At 32.6% G+C, this 12,445-nt stretch carries 11 protein-coding genes and 1 pseudogene; 7 read left to right on the plus strand and 5 right to left on the minus strand.

All coding sequences use genetic code 11. The features are described from left to right. The first annotated feature begins 301 nt into the window (after positions 1-301). From repM to B9T28_RS14925, 3 genes are read left to right on the plus strand one after another with little or no spacing between them, the layout of a single operon-like run. A complete protein-coding gene (gene repM / locus B9T28_RS14555; protein ID WP_086204701.1) occupies positions 302-1,264 on the plus strand; it encodes a replication initiation protein RepM in 963 nt (320 codons plus the stop codon). Next, positions 1,257-1,823 (plus strand): plasmid replication DNA-binding protein, encoded by a 567-nt coding sequence (locus B9T28_RS14560; RefSeq protein WP_086204702.1) that lies wholly within the window; start codon positions 1,257-1,259, stop codon positions 1,821-1,823. The genes repM and B9T28_RS14560 overlap by 8 nt, the downstream gene beginning before the upstream one ends. Positions 1,824-1,844: 21 nt before the next feature. After that, positions 1,845-1,988 (plus strand): hypothetical protein, encoded by a 144-nt coding sequence (locus tag B9T28_RS14925; RefSeq protein ID WP_171263537.1) that lies wholly within the window; start codon positions 1,845-1,847, stop codon positions 1,986-1,988. Positions 1,989-2,197: 209 nt separating this feature from the next. Here the strand turns inward: B9T28_RS14925 and B9T28_RS14565 are convergent, their stop codons facing one another. After that, a complete protein-coding gene (locus tag B9T28_RS14565) occupies positions 2,198-2,635 on the minus strand; it encodes a hypothetical protein (protein ID WP_086204703.1) in 438 nt (145 codons plus the stop codon). Continuing rightward, on the minus strand, positions 2,628-3,029 hold the full coding sequence (locus B9T28_RS14570) for a hypothetical protein (RefSeq protein WP_086204704.1): 402 nt from the start codon (positions 3,027-3,029) through the stop codon (positions 2,628-2,630). Before B9T28_RS14570 ends, B9T28_RS14565 begins: the two co-directional genes overlap by 8 nt. Positions 3,030-3,190: 161 nt before the next feature. On the opposite strand from B9T28_RS14570, the gene B9T28_RS14575 reads away from it, so the two are divergent. Together B9T28_RS14575 and B9T28_RS14580 are read left to right on the plus strand one after the other, a co-directional pair. Further along, positions 3,191-3,436, plus strand: a complete 246-nt coding sequence (locus B9T28_RS14575; protein WP_074947748.1) for a type II toxin-antitoxin system RelB/DinJ family antitoxin — start codon at positions 3,191-3,193, stop codon at positions 3,434-3,436. Further along, a complete protein-coding gene (locus B9T28_RS14580) occupies positions 3,426-3,719 on the plus strand; it encodes a type II toxin-antitoxin system RelE family toxin (protein ID WP_086204705.1) in 294 nt (97 codons plus the stop codon). The genes B9T28_RS14575 and B9T28_RS14580 overlap by 11 nt, the downstream gene beginning before the upstream one ends. Positions 3,720-3,952: 233 nt before the next feature. Here B9T28_RS14580 and B9T28_RS14585 read toward each other — a convergent pair whose 3' ends face one another. Together B9T28_RS14585 and B9T28_RS14590 are read right to left on the minus strand one after the other, a co-directional pair. Beyond that, positions 3,953-6,637, minus strand: a complete 2,685-nt coding sequence (locus B9T28_RS14585) for an ATP-binding protein (protein WP_143222624.1) — start codon at positions 6,635-6,637, stop codon at positions 3,953-3,955. A gap of 754 nt (positions 6,638-7,391) precedes the next feature. Then, positions 7,392-8,084 (minus strand): substrate-binding domain-containing protein, encoded by a 693-nt coding sequence (locus B9T28_RS14590; protein ID WP_434057144.1) that lies wholly within the window; start codon positions 8,082-8,084, stop codon positions 7,392-7,394. 264 nt (positions 8,085-8,348) lie between these two features. Here B9T28_RS14590 and B9T28_RS14595 point away from each other — a divergent pair. Together B9T28_RS14595 and B9T28_RS14600 are read left to right on the plus strand one after the other, a co-directional pair. After that, positions 8,349-8,551 (plus strand): annotated as a pseudogene (locus B9T28_RS14595) (helix-turn-helix domain-containing protein); the annotation flags it as partial. Between the two features lie 728 nt (positions 8,552-9,279). Beyond that, the gene (locus tag B9T28_RS14600; protein WP_086204708.1) at positions 9,280-10,806 is read left to right on the plus strand and encodes an HAL/PAL/TAL family ammonia-lyase; all 1,527 of its coding nucleotides are present in this window, start codon (positions 9,280-9,282) and stop codon (positions 10,804-10,806) included. Positions 10,807-10,912: 106 nt separating this feature from the next. On the opposite strand, the gene B9T28_RS14605 is transcribed toward B9T28_RS14600, so the two are convergent. Further along, entirely contained in the window at positions 10,913-11,266 is a 354-nt protein-coding gene (locus B9T28_RS14605) for a hypothetical protein (RefSeq protein ID WP_086204709.1), read from the minus strand. Positions 11,267-12,445 lie beyond the last annotated feature (1,179 nt).

Here is a 12,445-nt window from a genome sequence, read left to right on the forward strand (position 1 = left end):
AATTGCCCCTTAGAACTGAGCGTAAGCGAAGTTCAATAGAGTTTGAGCGTAGCGAAAACATAGGGCAATTTTTCATTCCTTGGGCTTTTAATTGTTTTTAATGCTTTTAATGCTTTTAAGCAAGCTGAAAGCCTTTCTATATAAGGCTTTTAAAGCCTATAAGACTACAATCTCTTTGTCATAAGACTACAATCTCTTTGTCATAAGACTACAATCTCTTTGTCATAAGACTACAATCTCTTTGCATTTGACTACATATATTGATAATGTAGTCTCAACAACACTAATAATATGTAGTTCTATGAAAAGTGATTTGGTTGTCAAAGATAATATTCTTGTTAATGCTAGTTATAATCTAGAAGTTACAGAGCAACGGCTAATACTCTTATCTATCATAAGAGCTAGAGAAACAGAACAAGGGATTACTTCTGATAGTAAATTAGAGATACATGCTTCTGACTATGCAACACGCTTTGATGTAACTAAGGAAGCAGCTTACAGTGCATTAAAAAATGCTGTTCATAATCTTTTTGAAAGAAAATTTTCTTTTAAAGATAATCATAAAGATACTAACAAAGAAATTGTAGTCAAATCACGATGGGTTAGTAGAATCGCCTATATAGATGATCTTGCTATTCTAGAAGTTACATTTGCTCCCGATGTTGTTCCTCTCATCACTAGATTAGAGAAACACTTTACTAGTTACCAATTAAAACAAGTCGCTCAATTAACTAGTAAATATGCTATCCGCTTATACGAATTGTTAATCTCATGGAAAGAGGTTGGTAAAACTCCAGTCATTGATTTAGCAGACTTTCGAGAACAATTAGGTTTAGAAACCAATGAATATCAGAAAATGATTAACTTCAAAAATCGGGTATTAGAGCCAGCTATAAAACAAATTAATCATTTAACTGATATTACTGTTGAATATGAACAATTCAAAAAAGGAAGGTCTATTTCAGGCTTATCATTTACTTTTAAACCTAAAAAAGTTAATGCTCCAGTAACTGAAGTTAAGAGCGCTCATAATAATTTTGATCTGTTTTCTCGAATGACAGATTCGCAACGTCATTTGTTTGCTAATAAACTTTCAGAGTTACCTGATATGGGAAAATATTCACAAGGAACAGAGAGCTTTCAACAATTTGCTGTTCGTATTGCTGAAATGTTACAAGATCCTGAACGATTTAAAGAACTCTATCCATACCTAAAAAAAGTGGGATATATGCCATCTAATCAAAAGGATACTGTAAATGGCTAAGTTATCACTAAGTGAGGTTTCTAAACGCTTTAATGTTAGCCGTTCTACGCTATATAGAGCTATTAAAGAAGGTCGCTTGTCTCGAAGTTCTGATAATCTTTTTGATGTATCAGAAGTCATCCGTTGCTTTGGTGAACCAACTAAAAAAAATGAAACCAACCAAATCGTAAATCCCCCCAAAGATAATGCAGATTTACGTCAGTTAGTAGATTTCATGAAAAAAGAAATTGAAGCTTATAAAGATCGAGAGCAACGCTATTTAGATCAGATAGACCGCTTTCAATTACTTATAGGACATAAAGAAAATACTGAAGAATTGTCTCACGATACAACCATGAAACAACCTAATGATGCACCACAAGACAATACATATGAAACACCTATAATCCATACAAATAAGGCAATGGAGCAGAATGAAACGTCCTATGAAACAAACATAAGGCATCCCAATGATGCACCACAAGACAAGTCAATAACACACTATAAGGCATCCCAAAAAGAACCTAAAAAACGTGGCTTATTTGGACGAGTCCTGAATGCCGTCTTCAATGAGGATTAAACTCTTACAGGAGTTTTGAACATGAATAAACTAAAAGAAATCCTACAAGCGATTGCCTTTCTATTTATCTGCATTCCCATCATGATGATTGCCAGTGTCATGGATCAACGTGCCTTTAAAAAAGAGCGGGAACAGCTTCAAAAAGACCAAGAGCAAGATAAGTGATTGTACAGTCAGGATTATCAATACACACTCAAATTGCTGAGAAAATAGGCATATTGCATGAATGATCCATTAAAAAGCCCAGTTTGTTCAAACTGGGCTTTTTAATGGATCTCAATATATTGATTTAATTCAAGTTAATTGATGCATTTCGCATAAGGTGTATTATGTTAATTTTAGATTATCTACAATTTAGTCATTACAGACATTTACTAACTCTCTGCAACTTTTATCTTTTTATTGTTAATAACACCACCAAAATAAAATCCTAAAATTGTTAACATAGCCGCCTTAAAAAACTCTGGAACATCATGAGTTGGACTAGAAAGTGCAATAAATATAACTGTTATAACTATAGCCAAGGCTATCCAACCAGAAATATTAAACACTCTATCCCAAAAAGGAACTTTGTCTTGATTCTTAGAAATAGCAGTATTAACCACTTGAATTAGTTGACTTTCATTTTCAGCATAGGAGTTGTGATTCTTTGTCAGTATTACCCAAAATTTTGCTTCAGTTACTGAACCATCGTCAAAAGATAGTTTAGCAATAACCCCGTCAATGAATTCATCTTTACTTAAGACTTTATGCCCAGTACTTCTTGGTTTTTGGTCTTTTAAATATTTAATAATTTTTTTGTCATCAATCATTGCTATCTTCCACAAGACCAGCACGATTTAGATATTCATCAACATTTCCGCCAACATTAACAATTTTAGCGAAGTTAATATCCGATTTTTTGACATGTAAATCTGTAGCAGATTTAGGCATAGGTAATGTTGCTCTATGTCCATCAACTGAAACTAAAGTTTTTTTATCTACAAATGAAGAACCATATTTAACAGTATATTCCACAGCAACTGCTTTAGGATCTGGATGGGAAGTTGCCCAAGGTTCATTAAAATCTCGATAAGTTTCGTATTGTGCTCTTTCAATATGAAGATTTAAGTCATCTTTATATGTAAAAGACCCTGATTCATCATCAATAATCCAATCTTTTTGCTGTGATTCAGATAAGATTTTTTTTACTTCTTCAAGATTCATATAAGTATCTATAAAAATTAATAAATTTAGTTAATTATATATTACTTAATTAGAAACATATAAAAATAATACCCATTTAACATAATGGTTGTTATACGAACTATCCATGTAATGCAAATTGCATTACAATATCCATAGGCATTCAACAAATGGGAAAAGTAATGGCTACTGTTAACTTCAGGGTCGATGAAGCCCTAAAAGAAAAATCATTTTCTGTCCTAAAAGAACAAGGTATTGCACCAACTGAATTCTTCACCAACATCCTTGAGTATATTGCGACTACAGGAAAGCTACCTGTTCAAAAAGCATTGCTCTCAGAAGAAGATGCTGAATTATTAGCGACTGTACGCAAGCGAATTAATGACCCTAAAGAAATGTTCGAGGAAATTACTTTAGATGACTTATAAGCTTTTACGTCATAAGGACTTCACAGCTGAATGGGAAAAACTTCCCAGTGCTATCAGAGATCAATTTAAGAAGAAACTCGCCAAGGTCATAGAGCAGCCACATATTCCTAAGAATATGCTCAGAGGTGATCTTGCAGGCTGCTATAAAATTAAATTATTAAAGGCTGGAATCAGACTAGTTTATCAAGTCAAAGATGATCAAGTAGTCATCTTGCTCATCACCGTTGGGAAACGAGCTGACAGCATAGTTTATGACGAAGCGAAGAAACGCATTAAAGACTAAAAATGGGAGCTATAAGCTCCCATTTTTGACTTCGTATAACGGCCATTATGTTAATTTTAGGAAAACTAATATAATGAGTTTTGTATTATTTACCTGAAATAATAACTATCAGAAATAGCCAGCCATACAAGTACTTTGCTTCGTTAGCCTAGAAAATCAATATACTCATAAAGTTGTGTAACTTTGAAACATAGCTAAATCCACATCTCAAAGTATCAGCTAAAATTCAGTTTTTAAGTACTATAGGCATTTCTTACTTTAATAGCGGGTTTCTTAGAATCTGGTGGATAAGGTAAAATTTTAAGAATATCGCTATTGGTCAAACTTTTCCAATGACTAGGGCCACTAAATTGATTCTTATGTAAGAAGTAAGAGGTATCATTACAATCTAAAGCAAATAGAGTATATTCATTTTTTTGGGTAATTCTCACAAACTTATAGCTATTCTCTTGAATACCATCAAGAAACTTTTTGATTACCTCTGATTTCCTAGATTGCAAAGTATTTTCCTGATTGAAAGGATTATCTTTAAAATCTAAGTTTTTGAATTTTATTAATAAATCTGACCAATTATATGTAAGATGATTTTCAGAAACGGAAATAAAGTGTTTATAGATAATATCTAAAAACTCCTTAATTTTACTAGGATTTGAAAAATTATTATTGCAGTAAAAAACTACTTCCTCAAAGGTTTTTGTTGCTTGTTTACAGGCTTCATTAAAGTAACCATAATTCCTAAAGATATCATCAAAAATTTTTAAAGCACTGTTTAAAGAAGATTCTTTGTCATTAATTTGATCTGGAGCATAGGTTTCACTAATCCTTTTCCAAGCTGTCGCTCTATATACACCAATTAATGGAATAAATGGTCCCTGCTCTTTCCAGTCCTTAGTTTTTTCTAAAATAATATCACTTTTTTTGCCATAGATAAGACTTAAAAAATAGCCATTGTAAATTGTTTTAGAGAAACCAATATTTACTTCATCTGTTTTAATCCATCCCATATCTATTAATTTTTCATACTGCTGACTAGAATTTTCATAATCACCTTGATCTGCATAATACCTAGCAAGCATATATATGATGCTTGGATCTTCTGGTGAGATAGCTAATCCTCTTAAAATTGACGTTTCCTGCCCAGTATTGTCTTTTAATTTTCCTAGCATTTTTGCCATAGATTTATGATAGATAGAGTATTCTGAAAATACCATTTCTTGATCTTTAAGCTTTCGGAATATATCAGTAAGAATAGAATAATCTTGCAAATGCTTTTTATTTACTATTTTGTTGATTTCTTTAACTAATATTTTCAGGGCTTCTGGTGTATCTACTGAAATAAAGTCACGATGCCATATAGGATATTGGTTTTTTTCTTGATGAAAATCAATTTCCCTAACTTTTGTTTTTTGTTCTAATATTTTTCTTTGAACTTGGCCTCTAGTAAGCATATTGCGAGGTGAAACTAATAGTAATTCTTTAATAGAATCATTCAATGAGTATATTTCTACATCATCTTTAGAGCTTTTTATAATAAGGCTCGTCCTTGATAGTTCACCGATGCTATCTGAAATTTCATCTAGATTTTTTTCTAATAAATTACATAAACTAGCTCTTGTTGAATTTGTTTCAACAAATATTGCTTCTAATATTTGAATTGATACTTCATTCAAAGATTCTATAAGGTTGTTATAGGAAAATTCACCAATACTTTTCTGAGCGTTATTTAGAGAAGTTGGTATATCTTTCCCTAAATTAATTAAGTCTATTGTCAATCTAATAGCTAATGGATTACAGAAACATCTACTCGCAATTTCAGAATAAGTATGCTGATCTAATGCTACCATTCCTTTAGATTGTTGATATTTTCTTGCTAATATTTCTCCATTTTTATTATCTAATGGTTGTAAGCTCAGGGTCTTAGTATTTTCAACAGTAACTCTACTAGTAATAAGTACTTTCCAGTTTAGTGGTAAGGTGTTATTAAAATCCTCAAATATTTCTTGTTCATCACGTAAAATAGTCTCTAGGTTATCAATACATAATAAGATATGTTTTTCTTCATTATTTTTTAGACAATCAGTAAAATTAGTTTCTTCCTCATCAAATACTTCGTTAAAAGAATCTACTATTTTCCCCTTTAGTTCTTCCAAAGTTTGTATAGCCGACAGTGTCTGTATACCATTCGCAGTTAATTTTTCAGTTTTTAGGGTTATAAAAATTACACCATCTAAATGTTTAAGTGTATTTGGGCTATGCACCCAGTTTTGAAGTAGGTCTAATGCTAGAGCAGTTTTTCCTAATCCACCAGGAGCCACAAGTGCTACTGTATTTATTCTTGGATGCAAAATGAAACTTTCTAGTTGCTTACTTTCTTTCTGTCGACCAATGAGACCAGTAATAGCATGCTCAAAATTTTTGGGTAAATTATTAGGTGTTTGCCAAATTATTCTATTAATCCATTCCTCAGGAGGGTCTTCTAGAATTCCTTCTTGAGCAGATACAAATGCATTTTTAACTTTCTTAAGGTCTAAGAGATCAACAACAGGATCAGTTGCTAAAGCAGCTAAACGATACCAATAATAATCTAGAAATTTTCTATTAGGATGACTGACAGCATTTCTTATTAGATAAACTTCGAAATTATGGAATAAAGAATACAGATATTTTATAAGATTACACTTTGAATCATTTTTAGATGCATTTATTGCTATTCGAAATAATTCATCTAAGTAAGTTGCTTCTACTACGTCTTTAATTTGTGAAGGATCAAAACTTCGCCCTTTCAAGGTTTCTCTTTCAGATATTTCTTGAATAATTGAATCTGGTATATCAACAATTTCCTTATCTAAAACTAGTTCACCAATTGCCTGTTCTAAGGCGAATAGTACCATTGATGATTTTCTATGAAGTAAGCTCATGTATCTATCTATAAAATAATTAATTTTTTAGACTATATTCAAGCAACGGATGTTATGCAAGGAATCTATTTTCGATATTTCAGTGCTAATAAATAATGAAAATTGGAAGAACTAATAGATCTGGAAATGACAGTAACTTAGGAGATGAGATTACGCTTGTCCGTGGTTTGGGCTATTTAACATAAAATCTCTTATGCGAAGTAAGCTTTCATTCTATTTTAATCGTTAAAACAGATCATTTTTATCAAAACAATCTGTTTTATGTTTTAGTATAACTATCATATGATTGTTGTTATACCAGTTACCCTCTGGATGTATCTCCCAAGGAACATCCTTTTTCAGCCCAACTCCTTTATGGATTGGGCTTTTTTTTTGTAATAAAAAAGCCCAACATCCTAATCTGCACCCCGAAAGTTGGACGGTTTGATTAAGCAGCTTTTAAGGACTGAGTTCTGTATTCGACAGGGCTTAGTCCTTTTAATTTAAACTTGGATTTACATCACCTGAAAGTGCTTTATAAAAACTTTCTCTCTCTAAGCCTGTATCTTTTTGATAATTGAGCCATTCCTTTTCGTGGCGTAGGTTGTATGGTAACTCCCTAATAGCTTTCAGCCACTTTTTTTTCAAGTCAATTTTTTATCCGCGATTAAATACAATATTATTAAAGTCACTTATTTAATTATCCATGAAGATAGTTTTTCAATAGATATTTAAAAAAACATAACTATTTTGACTTATCTTTTCTAAAGATAAATTATTTTTTCCAACCAAATTTTTTAAAAATAGTATTACCTTGTTGGGATTTTAAAAACTCTATAAAACTTTTAGCTTCAGAGTTTTTTAAACTATGTTGTGTTAATGCAACACCTGTATCACGATAAATAACCAACTGTGGTTCTATAGGAATAATTTGACCGATATCTGGATTACTAACTCCCCAAATATTAAAAACTAACCAGGCATCATAGTTGCTGTTTTCTTCCCAATTTTTTTTGGCAACTCCTGTATTGGGTGCATACATGGCAATGTTTTGTCGAAAGGACTTAGTTAACTGAATATTCCCAGTTCTACCCGCAATATCCTCCCACATACCTACTTGTCCTGCACCATGTGTGACTAAAACTTTTGTATTAGGCTTAGCAAGATCCTTAAAACCTTTAATATTTTTTGGATTACCTTTTCTGACTAAAATAGCAGCAGGACGTAGATATATGGGTTCTATAGAATCCTTTACAATCTGCTCAGAAAATATTAACTCCAAATCAGACATCATGGCCTCAGAGCCACTATAGAATATATCTGCATCTAACTTAGCTTTTTCAGTCCATTGTGGCGCGGGTCCAGCAGTGACATTTACTTGAATTCCTGTCTTATTTTTGAATTGCTTTGCAGCTTCATGTATAGCTGGTGCTGGTCCACCAGGACCATATACATTAATAGTAGCCATGGCATCCGTAGAAAAATAACAGAATATTAATGGAAAGATATAGTGACTAAGTTTATATTTTTTTAACATTTTTCATATCTATAATTTATGTCTTAAATATTATAATATGTTTTTTACTGATGAATTCGTATCTTTTATATTAGTTTTTTTGTTATAAATTTTTTAGGTTAAATAACTCTAATTAAAGTGGTCAAAGCACTTAATTTACGTCTAGCAATTTAAAATGGAATATTTGATAAAAATGGGCGCTAGGTGATCTTCCCCCTGAAAGTTAGACGGTTTACCGAGCTTGAATTACCTGATATTAAAGAAGTCCGTGAAAAGACTGGGTTGAGCCAAGTTGAATTTGCATCACGCTTACATATCAGTGCGAGAACCTTACAGAACTGGGAACAAGGGGTAGATACCCGACTGGCCCAGTAGCGACTTTAATTCGCATTCTAGATGTACATCCAAGCCTGATCTAAAAGATACAGGCAATAAAAAAGCCCAACATCCTGTTGGGCTTTTTTACGTATTTGGTGCTTAGGTATAACTCCTGTCGTACCTCACTATCCGTATGTAGAAATTTTATTGTTATTGTCGGAGCATCCTGCTCTCTATGTCCTCATGATAAGATGTTAGAACGAAGTGGCATAGACGCAAAGGGCTTGAATTAATGTACGCCAGAGCGTACAAATTTGGCTGTTTTTCATCCCAAGAGTTGTCCGCAGAAATTGGGGATAATTTAAGCAGTGGATGAGTTGATAAATCACAACAATAAATCATTTTGATTGAATATTGAGCGTTCTTGTTGGCGGAATATATCAGAACTACACATAAAAAAGCCGACTTGTTTCCGAGTCGGTTGAACGAGAACGTTTCAGAGGGTATGAATAAAGATAAGATACTGATCTTAAAGTAATCTTAAAGATGCTGTTATTTCCCAATTAAAATGTCCTGTTTTTAACCACAAGAGTCAAGCACAGGATTTAATTTTCTTTGCTCAATGATGCTCTTTTGAGCTTTACGACTCGGCATACTTTTCTTGGATCTCAAATGGGAGCCTTAAGCCCCCATTTTTACTATATTTTTTGAAAATTTAACATAATGCCCATTATGTTAAATGATGAGTTATTTGACACACGCCACTAGTTGTATATACATTACATGACAAGTTGTAGCGTTTAAAATAAAAGAGTTAAGGAAGGTTCGTATGACAATAGAGTTAGGTACAAATAGCAACCTTACAATAGATGATCTAGTTGCTGTAGCTAGACAGCATGTACCAGTCATATTTTCAAAAAATTATATCGACAGAGTTAAAGCATCAAGAAAATTAGTCGATAAATGGGTTGATGAAGAACGAGTCATGTATGGCATTACAACTGGTTTTGGCGTGTTATGTACAGAAGTCATCTCAAAAGAAGATACTGCCATTCTACAAAGAAATATTGTCATCACTCATGCAACTTCGGTTGGTGAAAAAATGCCTGAAGAAGAAGTGAGAGCAATTATGCTCATGATGCTTCAAAACACAGGGTTAGGCTATAGTGGCATTAGATTTGAAACTGTTGAATTAATTAGACAATGTTTAAATCTTGGCTTAACTCCCTTTGTTCCTAGAGATGGTTCCGTGGGCTACTTATCTGTTGAAGGACATATTGTTGTAAGCCTCATTGGCGAAGAAAAAATGTTGTATCAAGGTGAATGGCTAAACTCAAAAGAAGCATTAGAAAAAGCCGGCTTGGAACCACTATCTTTAGCTACAAAAGAAGGATTAGCCCTGTTAAATGGAGCGACCAGCCCAACAGCATTAGCGGCCTTATCTTTATATGACATGTTACAAGCGTCTAAATCTGCTGATATTATTGCAGCAATGTCCTTAGAAGTATTGAAAGGAACATTAAGAGCCTTTGATGAAAAAGTAATGAACTTAAAGTTACATGTTCAGCAAAAAGAAACAGCAGAAAATATTCGTAAACTTTTGGCTGATTCAAATATTGCTCAATCTCACATCGACCATAGACTACAAGATGCTCTTTCTTTAAGAGCTATTGCTCAATTACATGGTGCTGTCAAAAAAACATTATCAGATGCCAGATTAACGATTGAAAATGAAATGAACTCTTGTTCTGATAACCCTGTCATTATGCCTGATGGTGATGATGGTTACGCAATGAGTAGTTGTAATTGCGATGCAGCTTATGTTGGTTTAGAAATTGATAGTGCTTCAATTGCGACGACGATGTTAGCCAAAATGTCTGAAAGACGAAATGTGCGTTTAATTGATGGGAATTTATCAGGCTATCCATGGTTTCTAGTTAAGAAACCCGGCTTAAACTCTGGCTTAATGATTCCACAATACACCCAAGCTGGGTTATTGAATGAGATGAAAATGCTATCTATGCCAGCAGTAGTAGATAATATTTCGACTTGTGGCGGGCAAGAAGATTACGTTTCTATGGGTTATAACGCAGCAAAGAAAGCAGCGAGTATTGTAAGTAAACTAGAATACATTCTTTCAATAGAATTACTCTCTGTTTATCAGGCACATCAATTTATGGAGAAAGAATTTACTCCAGGTAGTGCCACTCAAGCCGTATTGCAAGAAATTAGAAAAAGCGTGCCAGCCATGGAAAATGATATGTATTTATACCCTCATATCCTCACATTAAAAGACATGATTCATCAAGGAAGCTTAATTAAGGTAGTAGAAGAGAAAATTGGGTTATTAATTTAGTCAAAATACTATTTTTGATATGGATTTTTAAAATTTTCTAAAATTAACATAATACACCTTATGCGAAATGCCCATGAATCATGGGCGTTTTGCTATTAACCAATCTTCATTTAGGTAGAGATAAGCTCTCTAATAGTGCTTTGGCTTTATCACGAGATCGACTTACACCTGTGCTTATTTTTCGCTCTGAGTCATTCTTGTTTTTTTCGGCGTCTTGAAAACTAGATAAGAAACTAGAGGTAATTTCTTTTTTTGGCCTATCAAAAGAAGGTTTTTCTTGAATCTCTTTATCCTGTGAACGATATCGATATAAATAGCTTTTAAATGTATTCAGATTCAGATCTAACTCATGATCCATTTGAAGTTTTTCAACAATAGATTGTTGCGTATACCCCTCACTTATAAGTTGCTCAATGATTGGTAAAAGGAGAAAAAACCGTACACTTTTCTTCCGTTTCATATTCAATTTTTCTCAGATGGAATAAATCCAATATATAGATTAATTACATTCTTTTTACATAACTTTTGCAACTTTTTGCTAATTTATAAAAACTTTATACCTAATTTTTACAACTAAATACCTAACTTTTACATTACTTCTGCATTTTTTTATTAAACCATTAAACATAAACGCCCTAAAAAGCTCAAAATAGCGAAAAACCCACTTAATAATTTAAAATTTTTATTCCTAGAAACACCCTTTTTTGGGGATACACCATACGCACCTTGCAGGATGCCAAAAATCAACAACTTACAAACTATTAAAAAATATAAAGATCAAAAAATTCATACATAACTATCTTTAATCCATTGATTTATATAGGATAACAATGTATGAAAAATAAAATCTAAAAACATCTTATAGTGTCAATTTTATTGAATGCAATTCAGCCATATTCCTGCTCAACTCTTCAATTATGCAAACCTAAGTTTTAAAAATTTAAGATAGTCTTTCTTTTTCTGAATAGATAAATGGCTAAGTCTATTTTTCAATTGAATGAAGACAGCCATAAATTGCGTTTAAATGCGTTTTAACAGCACTTAAATAAAAAGATATAGAATCCATTGTCTTTTATTGAAAAGAAGCCTAAAAACGCAAATGAGAGTAAATGAAGCCTATTTTGATTTAAGAGATAAGAACAGAACGAGTGTCTACGAGTGACAAAGCCCAATTCAAATTTTTGCTGTTTTCCCTGATTACAATGCGGTATTTAATTATTCACAGTCATTTTAGAGCTTTGCGATTCGAGATCTTTGTTTCATGAACGAGCATAGCGAGTAAAAAAACTTTATGAGCGAAGCGAATCCATTTTTGTTTTTGACGTTGCTTTTTCAATATTTGATTCACATCTGTCATTTACTAAAAATTGCCCCTTAGAACTGAGCGTAAGCGAAGTTCAATAGAGTTTGAGCGTAGCGAAAACATAGGGCAATTTTTCATTCCTTGGGCTTTTAATTGTTTTTAATGCTTTTAATGCTTTTAAGCAAGCTGAAAGCCTTTCTATATAAGGCTTTTAAAGCCTATAAGACTACAATCTCTTTGTCATAAGACTACAATCTCTTTGTCATAAGACTACAATCTCTTTGTCATAAGACTACAATCTCTTTGCATTTGACTACATATATTGATAATGTAGTC

This window comes from Acinetobacter silvestris (genome assembly GCF_002135235.1).
Lineage (GTDB): Bacteria > Pseudomonadota > Gammaproteobacteria > Pseudomonadales > Moraxellaceae > Acinetobacter > Acinetobacter silvestris.